This window comes from Lactococcus ileimucosae, from assembly GCF_943193185.1.
GTDB lineage: Bacteria > Bacillota > Bacilli > Lactobacillales > Streptococcaceae > Lactococcus > Lactococcus ileimucosae.
Genome location: NZ_CALPDE010000020.1, coordinates 1 through 23,134 on the forward strand (window position 1 = coordinate 1; position 23,134 = coordinate 23,134).

General features: G+C 39.8%; 17 protein-coding genes and 1 pseudogene. 11 read left to right on the plus strand and 7 right to left on the minus strand.

Annotated elements, in window-relative coordinates; genetic code table 11:
- Positions 1–77 precede the first annotated feature (77 nt).
- The 4 genes from NFR51_RS08630 to NFR51_RS08645 all read right to left on the minus strand — a co-directional run bounded on the left by NFR51_RS08630 (position 78) and on the right by NFR51_RS08645 (position 5,796).
- Positions 78–668 carry a nicotinate-nucleotide adenylyltransferase gene (locus NFR51_RS08630; RefSeq protein ID WP_251713299.1) on the minus strand — a complete coding sequence of 197 codons (591 nt, stop codon included), beginning with the start codon at positions 666–668 and terminating at the stop codon, positions 78–80.
- 364 nt (positions 669–1,032) lie between these two features.
- Positions 1,033–3,510: a BspA family leucine-rich repeat surface protein gene (locus NFR51_RS08635; RefSeq protein ID WP_251713300.1), complete on the minus strand. Its 2,478-nt coding sequence runs from the start codon at positions 3,508–3,510 to the stop codon at positions 1,033–1,035.
- Positions 3,511–3,877: 367 nt separating this feature from the next.
- Positions 3,878–5,563 (minus strand): hypothetical protein, encoded by a 1,686-nt coding sequence (locus tag NFR51_RS08640; RefSeq protein ID WP_251713301.1) that lies wholly within the window; start codon positions 5,561–5,563, stop codon positions 3,878–3,880.
- 44 nt (positions 5,564–5,607) lie between these two features.
- A complete protein-coding gene (locus NFR51_RS08645) occupies positions 5,608–5,796 on the minus strand; it encodes a hypothetical protein (RefSeq protein ID WP_251713302.1) in 189 nt (62 codons plus the stop codon).
- A 13-nt stretch (positions 5,797–5,809) separates the two neighbouring features.
- On the opposite strand from NFR51_RS08645, the gene NFR51_RS08650 reads away from it, so the two are divergent.
- The 5 genes from NFR51_RS08650 to NFR51_RS08670 all read left to right on the plus strand — a co-directional run bounded on the left by NFR51_RS08650 (position 5,810) and on the right by NFR51_RS08670 (position 12,391).
- On the plus strand, positions 5,810–7,297 hold the full coding sequence (locus NFR51_RS08650; RefSeq protein WP_251713303.1) for a nicotinate phosphoribosyltransferase: 1,488 nt from the start codon (positions 5,810–5,812) through the stop codon (positions 7,295–7,297).
- Entirely contained in the window at positions 7,278–7,766 is a 489-nt protein-coding gene (locus NFR51_RS08655) for a GNAT family N-acetyltransferase (RefSeq protein ID WP_251713304.1), read from the plus strand. Before NFR51_RS08650 ends, NFR51_RS08655 begins: the two co-directional genes overlap by 20 nt.
- A 2-nt stretch (positions 7,767–7,768) precedes the next feature.
- On the plus strand, positions 7,769–8,593 hold the full coding sequence (gene nadE / locus NFR51_RS08660) for an NAD(+) synthase (protein WP_251713305.1): 825 nt from the start codon (positions 7,769–7,771) through the stop codon (positions 8,591–8,593).
- Between the two features lie 434 nt (positions 8,594–9,027).
- The gene (locus NFR51_RS08665) at positions 9,028–9,729 is read left to right on the plus strand and encodes an ABC transporter ATP-binding protein (RefSeq protein ID WP_251713306.1); all 702 of its coding nucleotides are present in this window, start codon (positions 9,028–9,030) and stop codon (positions 9,727–9,729) included.
- A 4-nt stretch (positions 9,730–9,733) separates the two neighbouring features.
- Positions 9,734–12,391, plus strand: a complete 2,658-nt coding sequence (locus NFR51_RS08670; RefSeq protein WP_251713307.1) for an FtsX-like permease family protein — start codon at positions 9,734–9,736, stop codon at positions 12,389–12,391.
- Positions 12,392–12,561: 170 nt separating this feature from the next.
- Here the strand turns inward: NFR51_RS08670 and gatD are convergent, their stop codons facing one another.
- Both gatD and murT read right to left on the minus strand, forming a co-directional pair.
- Positions 12,562–13,341 (minus strand): lipid II isoglutaminyl synthase subunit GatD, encoded by a 780-nt coding sequence (gatD, locus tag NFR51_RS08675; RefSeq protein WP_251713308.1) that lies wholly within the window; start codon positions 13,339–13,341, stop codon positions 12,562–12,564.
- Positions 13,341–14,690: a lipid II isoglutaminyl synthase subunit MurT gene (gene murT, locus NFR51_RS08680; protein WP_251713309.1), complete on the minus strand. Its 1,350-nt coding sequence runs from the start codon at positions 14,688–14,690 to the stop codon at positions 13,341–13,343. Before murT ends, gatD begins: the two co-directional genes overlap by 1 nt.
- Before the next feature lie 273 nt (positions 14,691–14,963).
- Between murT and NFR51_RS08685 the strand changes: the two are divergent.
- Both NFR51_RS08685 and NFR51_RS08690 read left to right on the plus strand, forming a co-directional pair.
- Positions 14,964–15,696: pseudogene (locus NFR51_RS08685) on the plus strand (epoxyqueuosine reductase QueH).
- Between the two features lie 21 nt (positions 15,697–15,717).
- Positions 15,718–16,398, plus strand: a complete 681-nt coding sequence (locus tag NFR51_RS08690; protein WP_251713310.1) for an acetolactate decarboxylase — start codon at positions 15,718–15,720, stop codon at positions 16,396–16,398.
- 211 nt (positions 16,399–16,609) lie between these two features.
- Here the strand turns inward: NFR51_RS08690 and NFR51_RS10865 are convergent, their stop codons facing one another.
- Positions 16,610–16,765 (minus strand): putative holin-like toxin, encoded by a 156-nt coding sequence (locus NFR51_RS10865; RefSeq protein WP_369127880.1) that lies wholly within the window; start codon positions 16,763–16,765, stop codon positions 16,610–16,612.
- A 300-nt stretch (positions 16,766–17,065) separates the two neighbouring features.
- On the opposite strand from NFR51_RS10865, the gene lepA reads away from it, so the two are divergent.
- The 4 genes from lepA to NFR51_RS08710 all read left to right on the plus strand — a co-directional run bounded on the left by lepA (position 17,066) and on the right by NFR51_RS08710 (position 23,030).
- Positions 17,066–18,892, plus strand: a complete 1,827-nt coding sequence (gene lepA, locus NFR51_RS08695) for a translation elongation factor 4 (RefSeq protein ID WP_439108863.1) — start codon at positions 17,066–17,068, stop codon at positions 18,890–18,892.
- Positions 18,893–19,356: 464 nt separating this feature from the next.
- Complete coding sequence (locus NFR51_RS08700; RefSeq protein ID WP_251713312.1) at positions 19,357–20,187, plus strand: Rgg/GadR/MutR family transcriptional regulator; 831 nt, start codon at positions 19,357–19,359, stop codon at positions 20,185–20,187.
- A gap of 588 nt (positions 20,188–20,775) precedes the next feature.
- Positions 20,776–22,515: an InlB B-repeat-containing protein gene (locus NFR51_RS08705; protein ID WP_251713313.1), complete on the plus strand. Its 1,740-nt coding sequence runs from the start codon at positions 20,776–20,778 to the stop codon at positions 22,513–22,515.
- A gap of 26 nt (positions 22,516–22,541) precedes the next feature.
- Entirely contained in the window at positions 22,542–23,030 is a 489-nt protein-coding gene (locus NFR51_RS08710; protein ID WP_251713314.1) for an FGGY-family carbohydrate kinase, read from the plus strand.
- The last annotated feature ends 104 nt before the right edge of the window (positions 23,031–23,134 follow it).

The window sequence follows — 23,134 nt, forward strand, 5'->3', positions numbered from 1 at the left end:
CCCATGGAATATCGGATGGCATACCTCATTGAACATTAATTTGTTTTTTTACTGTCCGTTTTATTTGGTGCTTGACACTATCCTTCAAGATAGAGCTTATTTTTTTGAATGTAATCAATAACTTTTTGTGGCATGAGGTAGGCCGGTTCAATTCCTTCTTTAAACATCTTACGCAAAGATGTACTGGAAACAGAAGAGAGAGGCAAGTCTAGCCACTGTACAGGATAAGGACTTTCGATAGGGGATGCTGGGCGTTGAACAGCAACAAACTGCACCAAGTCGAGTAAAGCTTCAATCTTGTACCATTTGGGAAGATATTCCACCATATCACCACCAATGATAAAATAAAAATCAGTATCTGGATAATCTTGAGTGAGGAGCTTCATCGTGTCATAGGTGTAAGATTTTCCGCCACGTTCTACCTCCCCGAGCTCAAGAGCCAAGCGGGGGTTATCCGCAATCGCCAGCTCCAGCATATTTACACGGTGTTCGGCTGAGATTGTTTTTTTCTCATCGACATGTGGGGGAAGAGCTTCGGGCATGAGCCACACCTTATCCAGATTCAGGCGTTGAGCGGCTTGATCTGCCATCATCAGATGGGTAAAGTGGACAGGATTAAAGTTGCCTCCTAGGATACCGATTTTATTTCTTTTTGTTTTTTCTGACATTAGGGTTAGTAAACTCCTTTTTATTCTTCACATATTATAGCAAAAAAAAGCGGAAGATTAACGCTGTACTAAAAGATTATAGTTCATCCTATCTTCTTGACCAAGTAATACATCTGAATGAAATCAGTAAAAAAGAAAGCAATATTCACTAAAAGAATATCGCTTTCATTTACTTTATTGTTCCATATATCACTTTCGTGAAAATCAATTTTTTTAAATCCTAAAAGATGGGTTTCAACAGCGTTGTTCGTATCTGCGGAATGGGATAGTGTTAGAACAACATCCTCATGAAAAACCGCTATGCAAGCGGTTTTGACTGTTTTTTTGTTCCTTTTAATTTGAAATTTTATCTGCCCAGATACGCTTATTTTTCATCTTTTTCAGATTTTTTCTTGCGTTTTTCAAGCAATGCGGCTGCGGCTAATGCTGCGACGCCAAGGGCTGCACCCCCTGTTAGGTCGCCAGTGCTTGGCAGAGCTTCATCACTTGACGCGGGAACTTTTGCCGCATCAGCCACAAATTCTGTTGGAACCACCATATCTTTTTCCGCTATGATTGGCATTGGAACCACCACATCTTTTTCCTCTCCAATAGGCGTTGGAATCGCTGGTGGCTCTGGTGTTTCAGGCTTTTCAGGGTCCGTTTCTTTTGGTGGATTTTCTAGCATATTCCCATCACTTGTAATATTTACTTTCAGAATACCATCATATTCTTTCACATCTAAAGTGTTTATTTCAGGATTATTGATTTTAAAGCTAACCTCATGTAGCATTTCTGACGTTTCGTTTGTCATCAAATCTTGCACATCTGATTCGATAAACTCAATCATGCTTTTATCAGAAAGCTCCTCAACTGTTGAAATTCGAGTGGCTTTCAGCACGCCATTATCAATCAAGTGGTCATGGTTAAGCGTTGGACGTTCGCTGTGTTTACGTTCTAAGTGCTCCAGATTCACATAAATATCGTTCGCTGCCCAAGTCGTATCCTCATCATAGACGAACAGTGTCAAGTTGAAGGTGATTGGTACAGAGCGTTCCCCTTCCCCAGGGTCCTCATCATAAACCATCGTCTCTTCCATCGGGTAAATACCTGCTGGTAAAATGCCGTTTTCATCTCGCAAGGCACTCATTTTTGCAAGATAGTTGTCTAGAGCAGGGGAGATGTCCAAATCAATCTCTTGGTCACCGGTATAAAGGAGCTCGCTAATGTTTTGGTCAAGCACTTCTCGAAGGTCTTCGTCACTGCTATCGTTTTTCACGGCAAAGTTATGAATGTCTTGCTCATAACGCACACCGCGCCCCCACATCCCAGCAGCACTTCCCTCTGTTTTAGAAAGTTCCATGAGTTCCTCTGAGCTCACCACCTTTCCGTCCTCTTGACGAATCCAGCTGTTCATATAACCGGGGATTTCTCCTGGGAGGTTGGTGTCTTCAAGAACCGTCTTTGCCCCCAGAATCAAGGTTGTAAGATGGTGCGTATTCGCAAGCATATCTTTCCGGCTTGCATAAGGTTTCACAGAGTTTTCCATCCAGTTTTCAGAGGTCCATCCGTCAGCCGGAGTTACGTTTGTAAAGGAGGTGTCAAAACTCGAAAGGTCTAGGTATTCAACTGTTGAGCCTTGGAACATATTCTGGAAACTTACAGAACCTGTGGTGTCAAAACTTGACAAATCCAGATGTTTGACTTCTGTTTCTTGGAACATCTGACTAAATTGCTGAACTTTCGCTGTATTAAAGTTGTTCAAATCTAATGTTTCAAAGGTGCTACGCATAAACATTTGATTCATCGTTTTTACCTTAGCGGTATCAAAATTACTAAAATCAAGTGTAGGTATGTGATCTAGATTTCTAAACATTAAAGTCATTTGCCCCACATTAGAAGTATTGAATTTACTCAAATCGATCTCTGTCAACTTACTGCCGCTGACATACATATCAAACAACCAATCCATCGTTGTAGCCGAGGCTCCAAAGTTCTCTGGAAGTATGATTGCTTCCAAATTACCAGCATCTTCAAACATACCGGTCATTGTTGTTACTCTAGAAAAATCAAGCATGCTTAAATCTAAGAATTGGACTCCAGATTCTTGAAACATATGATTAACACTTGTGGTTAAATTTGTTGTACTGAGTGTACTCAAATCAATGTGAGTCAAAGAAGGTGTCCAGCGGAACCAAGATTCGAAGTTTCTTGTAGCAGAAGTATCAAAATTTCCATTGAAATTAATCGTTGTGAGTTCTTCCAAACGCCAAAACAGTCCATAATGATTGACTGAAGCATAGGTTTTTCCTGTAAAGTTTATTTCTCGGATCGGGCCGATAGTTTGTTCGAGTGTATCAAAGTGTACTCCTCCGCCAGTATTATAGGGAAGTTGACCTCCTGTAATGTTCAAAATTCCACTTCCTGATACGTACTCATAGCTAATACCAGACCAGACTCCTGCGACTGCCGGAGAGATTTCTACTGCTGTCGGAGCGACACCTACGCTTTGAAGTGGAGCTTGAGCTGATGTTTCGGAAAAATCCTGTACTTGTATTGGTAACTCTATGTTGATGTCAGGTGTTTCCGTTGGCACAGCTCTCTCCTGAGTAACTGTTTCAAGCTCATCAATTGCTGCGAACTCTGAGATTTCCGTTGGTACTGGTGCTTCAACGACCAGCTCGGTTTGGGGCTCACCGATGGCCTCCATTTTTTGGGCTAACACTTTTCCGCTCGCTACAGCCGGGTTGAGCAGAAGCGCTGATGTGGCAGTTGCGGTTTCGATTTTGTGAAGACGAGCTTTACGTTTGGCTTTCTGCTCGGATTTACGTTTTTCTTCATGTGGCGTTCTGTTTTTAGTCATAAAAACCTCATTTCTCATTTTTTAATCTTACATTAATTATTGTCTCATATTTTTCTGTTTTTAAAAAATAATTTAATAAAAAAGAGGCTTTTCGCCTCTGATGTTCTATATGTCTAACTTTTGGCTTCACATTATTTTCGTGAAACTCAATTTTCCAAAAGTTCAAAAAGATGAGTTTGAACAGGGTTATCAGTGTCTTGGTATTTTTGTACCTCAACAACAGCAAAGTCGCTTTTTCTTCCTGTCCTATAATGTTAGAATTCAAAAAAGATATTTTTTAAATTCTGACTGACAAGAGAGATAGGAATTTCCATCCGTCATTAGTATCTTTAGATAAAATGATAGCAGCCGATTGTTTTTTACCAAATTATTGCAAAACATTTTGATTCTCACCGACTTGTGAGAGGAGTAAGGCAGGGAGGATAGGCTTTATCTCGGAAACATCCCATGAACGCCAGTTATTAACCGACATTCCGGTCAAGTCCCAACCAAATACTCTGTCATTCGCTCCTCCGACAGCTGTTCGTGTCCAGAAGTCGTTAAAATCAAAGGGATGGTCTAATGCACCAGCAGTTAGGGTTTCTTGATTTCCCCGCTTCATCTCCGATACCCCTCTTGTTCCGAACATAATGTCTGCAATCGACATTACAAAAGCAGTTTTTTCGCCCGATTCGTCGACGGTGGTGAAATAATCATGTGGAGTCTTGCCCAGTGGATTGCTCCAAGGGTCTTCTAATTCAGCAACCTCCAAGGCCCTATCCGAACCATAACTTACAGGAAGTACACGCGCTTGGAAACGCTGTGGGAGAGAGGCATAAAAGCTATCGGTTATGCCTTTCACATTAGAAGTTTGATAATCAGCAGTAGCACCAAAGCTACTTACACCAAGACTATGTCTCGGGACAACCAGATGTCCACCTCCGCCATGTGGTCCTACATATTCGTATTCTGCACCTTCTACATGGAAACTTTCTCCTGACTCAATGTCGCCATTAAAGTTTGGAATATCGGTAAGCCCCATCCGTTCAACTAGGGCTCTGGCACGTGGTGTATCTCCGCCTTTTTCAAAAAAGCTGTTGATATTTGTCTCAGTTGGTGAGACCATATTTCCTTGAACAAGGATGGAATAGAACCAAGAACCAGGTTCTTCCTTGATAGCTTCTGCCATATCCGTTTGGTCTATAAGATAAGAGGTGGCTTGTCCAGGTTGGAGGTAGGAAGCCCAGTAAGCATAACCGCTCTCCTCATCGACAACCCAGTAACGTCCTACCTTTTCATGTTCTTCTAAGCCTTCCCATTGTGTCAGGGTCATTGGTGGATGTTCCTCTGCTACAGTATGTTTAACTTCTTGCATGATGGGACGACCAGGGAAGAGCGGTGTACGGTCTGCTTCGTCTTTTTCAGCCTCAGCAGGGTCAAAGTTTTGGAAAAAACCGGCCCGTCTCAAGAGTTGGAGCTGGACCCAGTAACCCTCTGTTCCGTCTCCAGGGTGTGTCGCACCACCATCTACATAGTCCTGCGCATCGCCAGCAGCGGCAGTCCGCTCATCCTCGCGGTCATGGTTAAAGGTTGGCATATAGGGGAAACTTACCCTATCCCTACTTCCTAAGTTACGGCTAGACATCTCAACTGGAATATCCCCTTGACGAGAGAAGCCAAAGGACCAATCGGCGTAACGGTCAAAGACTTGGCTCGGAGAACTGTCTAGACGATTGTGAATATCATCAGCTGCAGGTTTCCAGACTGTCCATGTGTTCAAATGTTCACGCTCAGCCTCTTTAACGATAGACTCACCGTTCTTGGACAAAAATTCCCTGAGTTGGACACGGACAAGTAAGGGCTCATCGCCGTAGTTTTCGACAAAGATATCCTTATTTCCCGTGCCAGCATTATAATAGTCGTGGATACGACCTGAGGCACCTTCATTATTCCAGCCTTCTCGGTCATTAGTCACGCGTTGATTGAAGGACTGAAAAGCAAAAGTGCCTCCAATTAAGGTAAGGAGTCCGAAAACTGCTACATTTCGAAGTTTCTTTTTTTGTTCTGGTGTCATGTATTCCCCTAAAATGCGTAATTATACTGATACAAAATATAACGCTATTGTAATATTTTTCTTATTAAAATCAAAATAATATCTGGAGCAAATCCGTAAAAAAGAACTTTTTCAATGGCTGCATTCTGTAGAGGTGAAAAATATGCGATAAACTTAGTGGAAGGGGAGTGGTGACAATACAATTTACCGTCAAATTTTGTTAAAATAGAGCTAGAATATAATTTGTCACTCATAAAAGGAGTCACCATGTCACTATATCCAGACGATAGTTTAACTTTACACACAGATCTTTATCAGATAAATATGATGCAAACCTACTGGGAGCTTGGTCGTCATAACCGTAATTCTGTTTTTGAAGTCTTTTTCCGCTCAATGCCTTTTGAAAACGGCTATGCCATTTTTGCAGGTCTGGAACGCATGGTCGACTACTTGAACAAGTTAAGATTTACCGAAACGGATATTGCTTATCTCCGTGATTTGGGTTATCCTGAGGATTTTTTGGAATATTTAGGACAGCTTCGTTTTACAGGTACAGTTCGTTCTGTCCAAGAGGGAGAACTGGTTTTTGCCAACGAACCTTTGGTTCAGATAGAAGGGCCGCTAGCCGAATGTCAGCTTATCGAAACGGCCATACTCAATATCATTAATTTCCAAACATTGATTGCGACCAAGGCTTCACGTATCAAGTCAGTCATTGGTGATGATCCTTTACTTGAATTTGGCACACGTCGTGCACAGGAAATGGATGCTGCTATTTGGGGGACGCGTGCGGCCTATATTGGTGGCGCAGATGCCACAAGTAATGTACGTGCGGCTAAGATTTTTGGTATTAAACCTAGTGGGACACATGCGCATGCTTTAGTCCAGAGCTACGGCAACGATTATGAAGCTTTCAAAGCTTATGCGCAGACACATAAAGACTGTGTCTTCCTTGTGGATACTTACGATACCTTGAACATCGGTGTGCCGGCAGCTATTCGTGTGGCGCGTGAATTTGGGGATAAAATCAACTTCCAAGGTGTGCGTATCGATTCAGGCGATATGGCTTACATCTCGAAAAAAGTGCGTAAGCAATTAGACGAGGCTGGCTTTACCGAGGCTAAAATTTATGCTTCAAATGACTTAGATGAAGCAACTATCCTGAACTTGAAAATGCAGAGAGCGAAGATTGATGTCTGGGGTGTTGGAACCAAGCTTATCACAGCCTATGATCAGCCAGCACTAGGGGCTGTCTATAAGCTGGTATCTATGGAAGATGATCAGGGTGAAATGCAGGATACGATTAAGCTATCCAGCAATGCTGAAAAGGTTTCGACACCGGGGAAAAAACAAATATGGCGTATAACAAGAGAAAGTGATGGTAAATCTGAAGGAGACTATATCACATTTGATGATGAAAGACCAGACCAGCTTGATGAGATTTATATGTTTCATCCTGTACATACTTTCATCAATAAGAATGTACGCGACTTTAAAGCAAAATCCTTACTCAAAGAGATTTTTGTCAAAGGACAGCAGGTCTATACTTTGCCAAGCTTAGAAGAAATCAAAACCTTTGCTGCAGCAAATCTGACAGAGCTTTGGGATGAGTATAAGCGTAATCTCAATCCTCAGCCTTATCCTGTTGACTTGTCGCAAGAACTATGGAACCATAAGATGCACCTCATCAGTCAAGTGCGCGCCAAAGTTTCTGAAATGAAAGTGGATGGATACTATGAGAATAAAAAATATTGAACTTGCTCATGCAGAGGCTTTTGGTCAATTGCAAAAAGAAATCTATCAAGAAAACAAATTTATGCTGATTGAACCGGATGAGCAAAAAATGAAGCGGCATGAGTTAGCTAACCAGATTGCCTCAACTGACTTTTTGATAGGAGCCGACAACGATCAAGGTGTGTTGGTTGCTTATCTCGCTGCCTTCCGTCAGGCCTATAGACGTACACGACATAGAGCTTCTATAGTTGTTGCTGTTCGTTCAGACTGTCGCCGTCAAGGGATTGCGAGCCGTTTGTTTACTGAGCTCGAGGACTGGGCTCAAAACACAGGAGTTTCTCGTTTAGAGCTCACAGTGGCAGTGAATAATGCTGCAGCAATATCTTGTTACAAAACAAATGGTTTTGTTATTGAGGGAGTGCGTAGCCAGTCTCTTAAAATTAATGATGCATTAGTCGATGAATTTTATATGGCTAAAATTTTGGAGTGAATATGTCTTTACAAGAAAAAATTATCAAAGAGTTGGGAGTAAAACCTACCATAGATGCACAAGAGGAGATTCGGAAGTCTATTGACTTTCTCAAAGCTTATTTGAGGAAATATCCTTTTATTAAAACTTATGTTTTGGGCATATCTGGTGGTCAAGACTCGACCTTGGCAGGACGTCTGGGACAAATGGCCATGGAAGAAATGCGAGCAGAAACCGGAAACAAAGATTATAAGTTTGTTGCGGTTCGCTTACCCTATGGTGTGCAGGCGGATGAAGCAGATGCGCAAAGAGCTCTTGAATTCATCAAACCAGATGTCAGTCTGGTAGTAAATATTAAAGAGGCTGTTGACGCGCAAGTTAGGGCTTTGGAGGCAACAGGTGTGGAGATTTCCGACTTTAACAAGGGAAACATCAAGGCACGGCAACGTATGATTAGTCAATATGGCATTGCAGGTGGCATGCAAGGGGCTGTACTAGGGACAGATCATGCAGCAGAGAATATCACAGGCTTCTACACAAAATTTGGTGATGGGGGAGCAGACCTCTTGCCTCTTTTCCGTCTCAATAAACGTCAAGGCAAAAAACTTCTGGCAGCTTTGGGAGCAGATTCCTCCCTTTATGAAAAAGTTCCCACAGCTGACCTAGAAGATGGCAAACCTGGTCTGGCGGATGAAATTGCACTGGGTGTAACTTATGAGGATATTGATGACTACACAGAAGGGAAGTCAGTTTCTCCAGAGTCTCAAGGAAAGATTGAAAGTTGGTATCTTAAGACAGAACATAAACGCCATCTCCCCATTACCATTTTTGATGATTTTTGGAAATAATCTTCTTTCTGGTAAAATCAATCAAAGGACTTGCTCGTAACAGGTTCCGTGAGACCGCTTAAGGCGGTGGATGAATTTTATCTAATAAATAGGCTGAGCATGTCAAAGTTAACAGCCTATTTTTTGTCATCTCTATCATCTAAATAATGTGCTTAGGCGATATCATGACAAAAGCAGCACAGCAAGTGTGAGGTTAAATGGTGTGAAGCACTCTATTTGATAAAGAACTGTCCATACCTCATGCTCTCTCTTTGTATGACCAACTGCTATAAACTTTTATAGTTATAGTTGGCGTACCAGAGCAAAGAACATTTTTAACTTGGAAAAATTAGGTTTAAGTCAAAATTTAAAACAGCGTGGCGCTTTCTATTTATTTGACTTTACACTGAGGGTATGATGTAATTAAACAATATAAACGCTTACAGGGGGAACACATGTCCTATATTGAGATAATCAACGAATCAAAAATTTATCAATCTGGAGGAGGAGAAATATATGCTAATGATCATGTGAATTTTAGCATTGAAAAAGGCGACTTGGCTGTTATTTTAGGGACTTCTGGTGCAGGTAAGTCCACTATTTTGAATATCCTTGGTGAGATGGACTCCAGCGACGAAGGGCAGGTTGTTATTGACGGTATAAATATTGCTGAACTTTCTGCTAAGGAGTTGATTACCTATCGCAGACGGGATGTTGGTTTTGTTTTTCAATTCTATAACTTGATTAATAATTTGACAACAAAGGAAAATGTAGAGCTTGCTTCAGAAATTGTTGAGAATGCCATGGATCCTGTTGAGGTCTTGAAAAGTGTGGGACTTGGGCATCGTTTAGACAACTTTCCTTCGCAACTTTCAGGTGGTGAACAGCAGCGTGTGGCTATCGCACGTGCCATTGCTAAAAATCCGAAAATTCTTCTTTGTGATGAACCAACTGGGGCTTTGGATTATCAAACAGGAAAGCAGGTCCTGAAAATACTGCAAGATATGGCACGCGTTCAAGGTGCAACAGTTATCATTGTGACACACAATGCTGCGATTAGCCAAATTGCGGATCGTATTATTCATGTTCATGATGGTAAAGTTAAGGAAATCACAGTCAACGAGAAACCTTTAGATATCGAAATGATTGAGTGGTAATGCCATGAAAACAAAAACACTCCATAAAAGCATTCGACGTTCCATTACAGGTTCGTTGGGGCGTTTCCTGTCTATTTTTTCACTCATGGCTTTAGGTGTCTTTGCTTTTGTTGGCCTAAAGTTATCTGGTCCTAACATGCGCGCGACAGCTGAGGAGTTTTATGCGCGGCATCATTTGGCTGATATGAGTGTGACTTCAACAGTTGGGTTAGACCGCTCTGATCAAGCACTTATCCGTCAGATGGAGGGAGTGCAAACAGCAGATTTTGGCTATTTTCAAGACGTCCTCCTTCCTGACCAGAAAACTGCTCTCCGTCTCTTTTCACAAGCGGAAAGGCTTTCGACCTATGAACTTGTAGCGGGAAGAATGCCAGAAGAAAAGAATGAACTGGCCTTGGACTTTCTCCATCAAGATAAATACAAGCTTGGGGAGACTATCCGTGTGACTGAAGGCAAAAATAATGGCAGTCCTGTTTTAAAAACGCATGAATTTAAACTGGTTGGTTTCGTAAAATCAAGTGAATTTGTTGATAAAAATTTTTACGGGCAAACCAATATCGGAACGGGTCAACTTAGTGGCTATGCTGTTGTTTCTCCTGAAGTCTTTCAGTCAGATGTGTATATGATTGCCCGTTTAAGTTTTAAATCTATGCAAGGTCTCAGTCCTTATGACAGTAAATTTATGTCAAAGTCCGATCACTATCAAGAGGCTTTAAAGGATTTGCTGGCCAAACAGCCTCAGAAACGTTTGGCGGAAATAAAAAGTGAGCCACAAGCGCAACTGAACAAGGCTTTAATGCAACTTACTGCTGAGGAAGCAAAAATTAGAGAAGCGGAAGTAGCACTGGAACAGCAGAAGCTTCTTCTCGGAGATAATGCACAGTTTCAAGCCATGCAAGATAGTCTAAACGAAGCCAAGGCAAAACTTGAAGAAAGCAGAAGTAAGTTACAGGAGCAGGAAGAAACGTTAGCGCACCTTCCTCTTCCTATTTACACAGTGAGCAACCGCAAAGAAAGCAATCCTGGTTATCAGAACTTTGTTGACAATTCTACAAGGATTGATACTCTTTCGAATATCTTTCCTGTTGTCCTTTTTGCAATAGCGGTACTTGTAAGTTTGACAACAATGACGCGTTTTGTAGAAGAGGAACGAGGAAATATGGGCTTGCTTACGGCACTGGGCTACTCCAATACACAAATTAGAAGGAAGTTCCTTGTCTATGGTGCTGTATCTGCCAGTGCAGGTGCAGCGGTAGGTGCAATATTAGGACATGTTGTGCTGCCCCATGTGGTTTTCAATGCTTACTCTGCATCATCAACTTTTTCTGACTTAATTTTGACCTTTTCTCCATTTTGGACGGTCGTTTCTTTTGCGATTGCACTGGCTTGCACAGTCTTACCTGCTTATCTTGTAACTCAGGTAGAGTTACGTGGCGTACCTGCAGCGCTTTTCCTAGCAAAGCCACCTAAAGCAGGGTCACGCATCTTTCTGGAGCGTATCAAGCCGATTTGGTCACGTATGAGTTTTACGTACAAAGTCACAGCGCGAAATATTTTCCGTTACAAGCAACGCATGTTGATGACGATTGTGGGTGTAGCTGGTTGTACAGCTCTGCTTGTTATGGGCTTTGGTATTCGTGACTCCATTTCAGGACTGGGACAGAAACAGTTTGGAGAGATTTTACATTACAATATGCTTGCTGTTTCGCAAGACAATTTAACGCGAAAAGAGCAGGATGAACTCAACCATTTCCTTCACTCAGAGAATATCAAAGCGTATGAAACTGTACATTTTGAGCAACTGCATCAAAAGGCTCATAACAATAGACAAGACATTAGTCTCATGGTGCCCAAAAACGAGCGAGACTTTGGGAATTTTGTTACTTTGCGTAATCGCAACAATCAGCAAAACTTGACCTTATCGGATCAAGGGGCAATTCTCAGTGAAAAGCTAGCTGGACTTCTTAGTGCTAAAGTCGGTGATGAGATCGCTTTGAAAACTGCCGAAGATAAAGAAGTAAAAGTTAAGGTTTCGGGTATCGCTGAGATGTATATGGGACACTATATGTTTATGAATCAGAACTACTATAAAAAAGTTTTTGGTGAAAATTTTAGTCCTAATGCAAACCTCCTCCAACTTCAGGATTCTTCCTACTCAGCGACTCAAAAAGTGGCGGTGGACTTTATGCAAAGCCCAGGAGCGATTGCCGTATCACAAAATAACGATTTGCAAAAGACGATTGATGCTTTCCTGCATGGTATCAATAGTGTTATGTTTGTGCTGATCGGATGTGCAATTTTGTTAGCTATCATTGTGATTTACAACTTAACCAATATCAATGTGTCAGAAAGAATTAGGGAGCTTTCCACCATTAAAGTTTTAGGCTTTTACGATCGAGAAGTTACACTTTATATTTATCGGGAAACAATTTTATTAAGCATTCTAGGTATATTGGTTGGTTTTGGTCTAGGTTCTTACTTCCATCATGTGATTATCACGATGTTACCAACCGACTTAACGATGTTTAACCCAAATCTTCTGTGGAGTAACCTCTTACTTTCCACTATGATAACTCTAGCAACAACTTTAGGACTGAGTGTGATTGTGCATCGGAAGCTAAAAAAGATTGATATGCTAGGTGCTTTGAAGTCGATTGACTAATAACCTGTATTGACATTAAAAAAGACAGCCAAGGTCCGCTTTATCTGAAAACAAAGAAAATGGAACCGTTCAATCCTTGAGGTTCCATTTTTATTATTTTTATGTTTTACTGCTATTTCTCAGCAGTCTTGAGCGCTTCTACTGTTTTTAATCCGTCATTCATGTTGATACTACTCAACTTTGCGCTTAAGGTCAGAAACTTGTTGCCCTTTTTCTTCATGGGCTAAGATTTCTTCAAAAGTTGGAAGCGCCAAGTCTTGCCCGTACTTTTGATAGAGGGCAGTTGTTACGAGACGGTAGGCCAGACGTGCATTACGCGAGAGAATAGGACCGTGGAAGTAAGTGCCAAAAGTATTTTTATAGTGCAGACCTTCGGTGTCATCGTCAGGATTGTTGCCACCGCCATAAACGACTTTACCCAAAGGTTTCTCCCCTTTACCAAGATAAGTGATGCCTGAGTGATTTTCAAAACCATAGTAAGTTTCATTGAAATCTTCGTTATGGATTTGTATGTCACCGATAAAGCGGTCATTGCCCAGATTTTTCGTATAATGTGGCAAGATACCTGTGCAGTTGATTTTATTACCTGCTGCGTTGATATAGTATTGGCCTAGCATTTGGTAGCCGCCACAAATGGCAAGCATTGGTTTTTCTGCTTCAATATAGGCTTTGAGAGGCTTCTTTATATTTTCGAAACTGTCCGCAATAATCTCTTGCTCGTAGTCTTGACCACCGCCCCAGAAGACCAAATCGTAAAAATCTTGGTCAAACTTATCTTCTAAGGAAATAATGTCAAAAGTCATATTAGCCCCCAACTTTTCGCCAACATATTTCAACATAAGGATATTGCCATTATCGCCATAAGTGTTCATCAGGTCGCCATAAAGGTGAGCGACACGAAGGTCATATTTAGGATTGTCTAAATTTGATGTTAAAGAAGTATAAACCATTAGTGTAGTTCCTTTCCGACCAGATGGTTTTGTGCCAGAAGCTCACGTATTTCTAACATGGCTGTATAGGTTGCTAAGATGTAAATATGTTTGTCTGCTTGCTTTTTGATTGCTTCAAGGACTTGGCTGAGCGACTCAAATTCATGAATTTTACGTTCATCGAAGCCAGATACACGATAACGTCTTGCCATCTCACTGTGCCGCACACCACCAACAAATATCTGATCGATAGACATGTCGTGGATCAGTTCAAAATTAGCATCCCATATCCAGCTTGTGTCAATTCCATCCGCATAATTGGCATTGAGAAGGCTAACAAGTGTAAAGGGATAGTCTGCTAATTTCATCATTTCCAGCGCTTGGTTTGCGCCGACTGGATTTTTTATAAGAACGATGGTGGCAGTTTTCTCATCAATGTTAAACGTTTCTTGTCGGCCAAAGACGGCTTTGGACTGTTCAAATCCAGCCTTGATTGTTTCAGCAGGAACACCGTAAAATTCAGCGACAGAGACAGCAGCGAGGGCATTATAAATATTATAGAGCCCTCCGACGTTAATTTTATAGGAAGTGTTGTCAATGACAAACTGAGAAGAAGTATTTGTAATGTCAGTCAGTTCTGAGACACGATAATCTAGCTTAGGGCGTTTAAAGCCACAGTTTTGACAGATATAATTTCCGAGATTCGCATAAGTATTCAGTTTATAGTCCAAAATATGCTGGCATTCTGGACAGACTACCCCCTCTGTATTATAGTGGGCACGTTTGGGTTCATGACTTTCATAATCAAAACCATAATATTTGACAGGATTTACCAATGGACGAGAGTGGAAGAGTGGACTGTCCCCATTGAGTAGGACAGTTGCCTCTGGCGCATTGGCCGCTCCCTTTACGATAAAGTCATAGGTTGTATAAATTTCGCCATAGCGGTCCATCTGATCTCGGAAAATATTTGTGAAAACAAAAAGGGAAGGCTTGATGTATTCCGTGATTTTTGGCAAGGATGCCTCATCAATTTCCAAGACTGCAAAACCTTTCTTACCTTTTTTAACTTTAGGCGCAGTTAAGAAAGTCGCAGTAATCCCTGTAATCATATTAGCACCAGAAGTGTTGGTCACGACCTTGCCAAAAGCTTTTTCTAATATACCAACTGTCAAGGCTGTCGTCAATGTTTTACCATTTGTTCCTGTGATTACGATAATTTCATAATCTTTTGTCAAACTGGTCAGAATTTCAGGATCAAATTTTAAAGCAAGCTTACCTGGCAAAGTGCTGCCACGTTTAAAAATTTTCTCCAAAATCAAACGTGAACTTTTTCCAACTAAGGTTGCGAATGAAGTTTTCATACTCATAATATGATATTATACCATAGTTTATGAACGATGAGAGGATAAGTTTCCTCGGGAGGAGGGGAGTTTTTTGGAGAAAAGAAATCTATCGAAAAAATAAATAAAAAAGCCTTTATACCTATAACTAAGAGCGGTTGTAGGCGTTTTGAGAATTTCTCCTTTCAGCATAATATACATCAGTAAGAACTAAAATAAGAATTAAAACTCAAAATCTAAAAAAGAATGAAGTGATGGGGCCTCCAGAATTTTCAAGGTAAAATATGCTAAAATAAAAGCATGAAAAATGCCACTGAGATACTGGAAAAGATGAATCCCCATCAAAAAGTTAACTATGATCGTATCTATCAAAAAATACGTGAAAGTTGGGAAGCAGAAAATATTCGTCCTAAAATTCTTCTGCACTCTTGTTGCGCCCCTTGTTCGACCTATAGTTTAGAGTATCTTTGTCAAAGTGCTGAAGTGACGATTTATTTTTCAAATTCCAACATACACCCGCGAAGTGAGTACGCGCGTCGTGAAAGGATTCAGAAAGACTTTGTTGAGGCATTTAATAAAAGAACAGGAAACAATGTTCTGTTTCTTGCAGCGCCCTACGAACCAAATAAATTTATGAGCATGGTAAGGCTGCACAATCTGGAAGATGAAGCAGAAGGAGCTTCCCGTTGTACAGCTTGCTTCCAGATGCGTTTAGATATTTTTGCAGAAAAGGCGCAAGAACTTGGCTATGATTACTTTGGTACAGTTCTTACACTGAGTCCTAAAAAGAACGGACAGCTTATTAATGAGATTGGTCTGGACATGCAAAAAATCTATGCTGTCCAATATTTACCCAGTGATTTCAAGAAAAACAACGGCTGGAAACGCTCCGTAGAGATGTGTAAAGAATACGACATTTGCCGTCAATGCTACTGCGGCTGCGTTTTTGCAGCACGCCAGCAAGGTATTAATCTTAAAAAAAATCCATAAAAGTGCGGTAAAATTTATAAATAAAACAGATGACAAAAAATAGGGTATATGTTATAATGCTTTTATGGTTAAAAGTTTTATAAATAAAATGAGTGCGATTTTTCAGCATGGTTCTTTCAATACCCTTTATGGTGGATTTTACGAAGGAACTATAACTGCTGGAGAAGCTTTAAAATACGGACAAATTGGCATTGGTACCTTGGATGGAGCTGATGGAGAAGTAATTATTATTGATGGTACTGCTTATCACGGCAATTCTGAAAATCAAGTACGCTTAGTTAAGCCAGAAGAGACTTTGCCTTATGTTGCAGTGCTCGATCACCAACCCTTTGCGACTTATAAGGTCAATGGACTGACGATGCAGACTTTGCATGACTTGACAGAAAAGTTTCCAACGCGCAATACAGCCTACAGTCTAAAAATGACAGGGCATTTTGATGTTGTGGAAATTAGCTCGAAACCTGCAAAGAATACGAAGGATTATTTGGAAATATTGGCTGAACAGCCATATTTCACGGAAAAAAATATTTCGGGAACGATTGTTGGAATTTGGTCGCCTAAGTTTTTAGAAGATTTGTATGGTGATGGCGCTCACTTACATTTTTTAAGTGATGACAAGACCTTTGGGGGGCATTTGACAGAGTTTATCTCAGGACAAATTACTGTCGAAGTCGGACAGGTTGGGGAAATAAAACAGGAATTTCCTCAAGAAAATGAAAATTTCAAAGCTATGCGTTTTGACTGAATTTAGAGGAGAAATAAGCCACATTTTTTATAAAAAGATGATTAAAAAGTCGCCTAAAACAGGACGGTTTTTTTATTCTTACAACAAAATTATTGGTGTTTTCATTTCTCTGACTATTACGACATGACGGTGTTATAATAAGGGTGAGAAAAAGGACTGGCTGTCACCAGTCCCGTGCAGCCGTATTAAGAACGGTCGCCAAGTTTTTGTGTTAAAATAACGTCACCCATCTAAAGTAGGACGTTATTTTTTTGTTGCTATTGTTCAATGTTAGCACCAGCATTGCAAAAGCAAGCATGAGTAACAAAGCTTCATAGTATCGACAAAATTTGTCGCCTTTCTGTATTTTGAGCTTATCGCCTACAATTTTTCATAAGCCTCACCTCCAGTTAGGCTACCGTCCGTAAACTTCTACTTAGCCATTGTAGCATAGTAGTACTCTTTTAAAACACGTTGCATTATGATTACGGTACAAAAAAGACCTCAATAAATCAAAGCATACGTTTGGCAAAGTTGTTATTTTGAGTGCTACTTGATTCGTTTTTATTCACGCTTATCCCTAGGGTCATTTCAAGAAACAGAGCATATAAGGCTCTATTAACTCATATTGTTTTTTATTCTAACTATATGGTAAAATGAAACCAATAGACTTTTTATTAAGGAAATGATGATGAATATAGAAGAAATGAACGCGCGCAAGGAAAAAATCCGTAATTTTTCAATTATCGCGCATATCGACCATGGGAAATCAACTCTGGCTGACCGTATCCTTGAACTGACAGAAACGGTTTCGAAACGTGAGATGCAAGCCCAGCTTTTGGACAGTATGGACTTGGAACGTGAACGCGGCATCACGATTAAACTGAATGCTATCGAGTTAGAATATACGGCAAAAGATGGAGAAAGCTATATTTTCCACCTGATTGACACACCAGGACATGTCGATTTTACCTATGAAGTTTCTCGTTCTTTAGCGGCCTGTGAAGGAGCTATTCTTGTCGTCGATGCAGCTCAGGGGATTGAAGCACAGACATTGGCTAATGTTTATCTGGCTTTGGACAATGACTTAGAAATCTTGCCAGTCATCAATAAAATTGATCTTCCTGCAGCAGATCCTGAGCGGGTACGTGCAGAGATAGAAGATGTCATCGGTCTTGATGCTTCAGAAGCCGTTCTCGCCTCAGCAAAAGCAGGTGTCGGTATTGAAGAAATCTTGGAGCAAGTCGTTGAAAAAGTTCCAGCGCCTCAGGGTGATGTTGATGCGCCGCTCAAAGCCTTAATCTTTGACTCAGTATACGATGCTTATCGTGGTGTCATCCTCCAGATTCGTGTTGTCGATGGCTCTGTCAAGGTGGGCGATACGATTCAACTGATGTCAAACGGTAAGGAATTTATGGTGACTGAGGTGGGGATTTTTACACCAAAGGCAGTAGCACGAGACTTTCTTATGGCAGGGGATGTAGGTTACTTGGCAGCCTCGATTAAGACTGTAGCAGATACACGTGTTGGTGATACGATTACTTTAGCGAACAATCCAGCAGCCGAAGCCCTAGCTGGCTATAAAAAGATGAATCCAATGGTCTTTTGTGGACTTTATCCGATTGATTCTAACCGTTATAATGACTTGCGCGAAGCCCTTGAGCGCTTGCAGCTGAATGATGCCAGCTTGCAGTTTGAACCTGAAACATCACAAGCACTTGGCTTTGGCTTCCGCTGTGGTTTCTTAGGCCTCTTGCACATGGACGTTATCCAAGAGCGTTTGGAACGTGAGTTTAACTTGGACTTGATCATGACAGCGCCTTCCGTAATCTATCATATCAATACAACAGATGGTGAAAAGCTGGAAGTAGCTAATCCGAGCGAATTTCCAGATCCAACCCGTATTGATAGTGTCGAAGAACCCTTTGTAAAAGCACAAATTATGGTGCCTAATGAATTTGTCGGTGCAGTTATGGAGCTGTCTCAACGCAAACGTGGAGAGTTTGTGACCATGGATTATCTTGATGCTAACCGTGTCAATGTTATCTATCATATTCCATTGAGTGAAATCGTCTTCGACTTCTTTGACAAACTCAAATCATCAACTCGCGGTTATGCCAGCTTCGACTATGAAATTTCGGACTATCGACCATCACGCCTTGTGAAGATGGACATTCTTTTAAATTCAGAAAAAGTGGATGCACTCAGCTTTATCGTCCACAGGGACTTCGCTTATGAACGAGGGAAAGTTATCGTTGAAAAGTTGAAAAAACTCATCCCACGTCAACAATTCGAAGTGCCTATCCAAGCAACTATTGGTCAAAAAATCGTTGCCCGTAGCGATATCAAGGCCTTGCGTAAAAACGTCTTGGCTAAATGCTACGGTGGCGATATTTCTCGTAAGCGTAAATTGCTTGAAAAACAAAAAGCGGGTAAGAAACGTATGAAATCGATTGGTTCAGTAGAAGTTCCGCAAGAAGCTTTCCTTTCCGTTTTGTCTATGGATGAGGAATAAACGTTGATATAGAGCCATTTCAAAATTTTTTTGCAAGCAGTAAGGGACAGTCACAATGGCTGTCCCTCTTTTTTTGAAAAATCGAGATCTATATTAATGTAACTATTATTAACAAATATATCGAACAATTCTAAAAACTTTGAAGAAGTTGAATCATGAAAAAAGCACAATTCTCTGAATATCCATATACCAATATTTGAAAGGAGAGGCTGTAAAATGGACAAAATCCAAAGCAAATGCGTCACAATAAATCAGGATATAAACATATTAAGTGCAGCAATTTCTTTAAATTTGAGAGTTTTTTTAGTAATAGCTAGATTTGTTATGATAAAATGAGGAGTGAGAAGAGATATAAAAAGCAGAAAATTTAATGAAAATGGGAAGAACATTAGCGAGTATTCACCAAAATATATTCTTTTATTTGTTAAGGCATGAGGGATGCAGCTTTTTAGGAGGAGTGAGCGATGATTTATAAAAAATATGGAGAAGTATTCAAGAAATTACGCTTACAGCATCATCTGCTTTTAAGTGATTTTGAACGGGTAGGTTTATCAAAATCAACATTTTCCTATTTTGAAAATGGGAAATCAATGATTTCTTTAGATAAACTGGACCTTGCTTTACAAGAAATGCATACGACTTTTCGTTCTTATATGCTGATGATAAATAATGATGAGGAAGACTACTGGCTCTCTCAATTTAAGGAAATTGAGAAAGGTTATTTTAGCAATGACCAAGAAAAACTCAAAGCTATTTATCTGAAAAATATAAAATACGACATGGAAGAAAACCAAGTCATTGCCCTCTCCGCAAAAGCGTGTTATACAAATCTTTCGCCTGACGAAATAAATTATATAGAAAATAAGCTCCAGTCTTATCAAGTTTGGCACAGTTATGAAATGTATATTTTAGTCAATACATTAGAAGAAATTAATCCAGATTTGTTGTATCATCTTATAGAAAGAATTTTATCTCAGAATAGTCAGTATTTAAAAGAAATCACAGAATTTAGAAATCTATTGATTAGGTTAGTTATCCGAACAATCCTTTCACTGATTAGAAGAGAGGAAAAGAATTTTTCAGAAAAGTTAGTAAAAGAATTAGATAAACTAATGCTTGTGTTTGATACCTATATAAGAATATCTTCTATTTTTGTAAAAGGATGTTGGATTTATAAGTTCGAAGATAAAAATATGGGGATGAAACTTGTAAGTAGAACTTTAAAGATACTATCAGAAATAAATGCCTTAGAGTTACGAGAAATTTTTAAACATAATTTTGAGCAAATAAGATGAGGCGTATATTTTGAAGTAGGAATGGATATATCAGAAGAAGGGTGTTGGGGCCTCTTTTTTTATGGAATCACACAATTCGCAATTAAAACGAGCAGTATTTTGTTTAAAACGGTTAAACAAAACAGGTTTATGTCAGTGAGTAAAGGTCAGAAAAAGGTAAGGCGATAAAGGAAAAGTCTGACACTAAAAAAGAGCTATAGAGTGAAAGTATATCGGGTAACGGTTCGATTTATCGAACTTCCTCTCATAAATGAAACTTAAATGAAGCTTTGGATACAGGGTTAACGGTCCTTTCCTTATTTTTTATAGCAAAACAAATGATTTGTATAGACAATTATAGCGCGTGAAACATTGATTTAATTTATTTCTTATTATAATATAACGGTATAAAGAATAATAAAGTAGATTTAAAAGAAAAAGAGTGGGTTTATCTTTTAACTGTATTCATTCTAATTCTAAGGAAGGGTAAAGGGCTGTAAGTTTGCCTTTCATGCACAACTTCAACGTTTTTAGAAAGGAGGGATAAATTTAGAATTATCACAGAAATCTTGTTATTTTTTAACATGCATAAATAAGGAGAAAATAAAAATGAAAAAATATCAAATACTACACAAAGTACTTTCTTTAAGAAGAATCGGTAGCTTATCGGTCACGATAGTGCTCTTTACTCTTTTAGGTACATTCCCCAGTAAGGTATTCGCAACAAATGGTGGAGCAGTTACAACTGCAGATAAAATTTATGTTTTTGATTACACAACACATATGTCTTGGGTAGGTGCTTCCAACAGCTTGTTTAAAGCATCGTTTAATATTCCTTCACCCGGTACAAGTACGATTGATGGCGATCTTTATCAGGGAACGCTCGCGTTTACTAAACTACCCAATAGTGACTATCGCTTGCTTAATGTGATTCCTTATATGGATTCACCTACTTTTACTATTACAGATTCTGGTGGAGTTACCGCTGCATCTGGGGCTTATAAGTGGGATGAAACTTTACAAGCTTGGGCTCTTCCTAATCCACTCATAGATAACACTTCTACCAGCATTGATACAAGTCAAGCCTTGAATGGCACTGCGGGAATTAAAATCTACATGACCGGAACTTCAACTAGCTTTATGCCTCTAAGTGCACTCAGAAATGACCCTACATTGTTGAAAACAAGACCAGTGTTCTTACTGGGAGACGTTGCTGGACTAACGCCTAATCTTGTACAAAATATCCCCTTTAACTTATATCAGGAAAGGGCATATAATGGCGACCCTAATAAATGGCACGCGTTCAACTTTAATGTGCCCGCCTTAGTAGAATACGAATATGATGGGCAAGTAAGGGGCTCTAACCCTGAGGATCAGCTTGGTTTAGTCCCCGGAGGCGCTGCTCATTTCGAATCTGAGGTGAATTTATCCTCGCCTCAGAAAATAACAGTGGATATGGTATGGCAGAGAAGTAAAGATAAGGGATTATCCTTTAATGATATTCCTGAAAGTCTGACGAATTCAGGAGGCGATAATACCCTCCGAAAAACACTCGATTTTATTTCTGACATTCCAGATGAAGGAAGTTTATACCGCTTAAAAGTTACACCTATAGGTTCAAAAAATAATGAACCAATTTATACTGAGCCTGCTGTCTTGACATTCAAACCGGAAAGTTTAAGTTTTAACATCCACTATGTGCTCAATGGTGGAATTAACCATCCTGCTAATCCTCTAACATACACTTATGGTCGCGGCATAAGTAACTTTGAAGGACCGCAACGTGAAGGCTATATTTTTACAGGCTGGACAGATAAGGAGGGAAACAGTATTGCCAACATTTCAACAGATGCGCAAGGCGATAAAACACTCTATGCAAACTGGCAAGCAAGCACCTATAAAATAAACTACATTCTAAATGGTGGTGAAAATTCTGACCAAAATCCCAATACTTACGTATATGGACAAGGTATCCCTCGCATTGAAAAAGCTATGCGTCAAGGCTACACTTTCATAGGCTGGACAGATCAAAATGGCGAAAAAATAGAAGCCCTATCAGTGGAAGAACAAGGCGATAAAACACTCTATGCCAGCTGGAAAAAAGTAGCTGTTGTATCAAATGAAAATGAGGATACTAAAGATAGCAAAGCATCTGAAAAAGATAAAGCATCGGATAACATCAAGAAAATTCAATACACCGCCACATCTGTATCTTTTGAATCTAGAAAAGAGCGAGACAGTCTTCCGCAGACAGGTGAAAAAGGAAAAACTTCTCTTTATATTCTAGGCGCGCTTATACTTGTCGCTCTTTCCGTACTGGGAGTGAAAAAATATTTAGTCAGATTGTAAAGTCAAATAAAGGAAAAAAGGCTAGCGTGGATTGGTTAGCAAACCCGTGGGAATCTTTCAAACGCGGGATTATGCTTGGTTTTAACGCTCATCATGATTATCGCTATATGTATCGCTCAATTTTGGAAGGCATTGCCTATACGATGAAAAATAATTGTGAGGGGATGACCGCAGAGCTTGGAAAAGACCTCAAAGAAATTGTTATCGTAGGTGGGGGTTCAAATTCAGATTTATTCATGCAAATTTTTGCGGATGTCTTTAATGTACCAGCTAAGCGTAACGTGATTAACGGTTCAGCGGGTTTAGGCGCAGCCATTAATACTGCTGTTGGCTTAGGTGTTTATCCTGATTATGACCAAGCTGTTGAAAAAATGGTTAAAGTCAAAAATGTATTTGCACCAAAAGCTGAAAATGTAGAGATATATGAGAAATTAATAAAAGTTTATAAAGAACTTCCAAAATATACCGATGAAGTTTTGCAGATGACTTATGAAATACTTCACTCAGAGGAGTAGTTTCCAGTTGCTCACTTTAAGATTTTCAAGGGTAAAATACAATGGTTATCAGCCATTGTATTTTTATCATTGAATTTTTACTTTCGAAATAGTTGAAAAATCTT

Bases quoted from the DNA above. Each gene is read 5' to 3' on its own strand.
- NFR51_RS08630 (WP_251713299.1), bottom strand. From the start codon at position 668: ATGTCAGAAAAAACAAAAAGAAATAAAATCGGTATCCTAGGAGGCAAC.
- NFR51_RS08635 (WP_251713300.1), bottom strand. From the start codon at position 3,510: ATGACTAAAAACAGAACGCCACATGAAGAAAAACGTAAATCCGAGCAG.
- NFR51_RS08640 (WP_251713301.1), bottom strand. From the start codon at position 5,563: ATGACACCAGAACAAAAAAAGAAACTTCGAAATGTAGCAGTTTTCGGA.
- NFR51_RS08645 (WP_251713302.1), bottom strand. From the start codon at position 5,796: ATGAGTGACAAATTATATTCTAGCTCTATTTTAACAAAATTTGACGGT.
- NFR51_RS08650 (WP_251713303.1), top strand. From the start codon at position 5,810: ATGTCACTATATCCAGACGATAGTTTAACTTTACACACAGATCTTTAT.
- NFR51_RS08655 (WP_251713304.1), top strand. From the start codon at position 7,278: ATGAGAATAAAAAATATTGAACTTGCTCATGCAGAGGCTTTTGGTCAA.
- nadE (WP_251713305.1), top strand. From the start codon at position 7,769: ATGTCTTTACAAGAAAAAATTATCAAAGAGTTGGGAGTAAAACCTACC.
- NFR51_RS08665 (WP_251713306.1), top strand. From the start codon at position 9,028: ATGTCCTATATTGAGATAATCAACGAATCAAAAATTTATCAATCTGGA.
- NFR51_RS08670 (WP_251713307.1), top strand. From the start codon at position 9,734: ATGAAAACAAAAACACTCCATAAAAGCATTCGACGTTCCATTACAGGT.
- gatD (WP_251713308.1), bottom strand. From the start codon at position 13,341: ATGGTTTATACTTCTTTAACATCAAATTTAGACAATCCTAAATATGAC.
- murT (WP_251713309.1), bottom strand. From the start codon at position 14,690: ATGAGTATGAAAACTTCATTCGCAACCTTAGTTGGAAAAAGTTCACGT.
- NFR51_RS08690 (WP_251713310.1), top strand. From the start codon at position 15,718: ATGGTTAAAAGTTTTATAAATAAAATGAGTGCGATTTTTCAGCATGGT.
- lepA (WP_439108863.1), top strand. From the start codon at position 17,066: ATGATGAATATAGAAGAAATGAACGCGCGCAAGGAAAAAATCCGTAAT.
- NFR51_RS08700 (WP_251713312.1), top strand. From the start codon at position 19,357: ATGATTTATAAAAAATATGGAGAAGTATTCAAGAAATTACGCTTACAG.
- NFR51_RS08705 (WP_251713313.1), top strand. From the start codon at position 20,776: ATGAAAAAATATCAAATACTACACAAAGTACTTTCTTTAAGAAGAATC.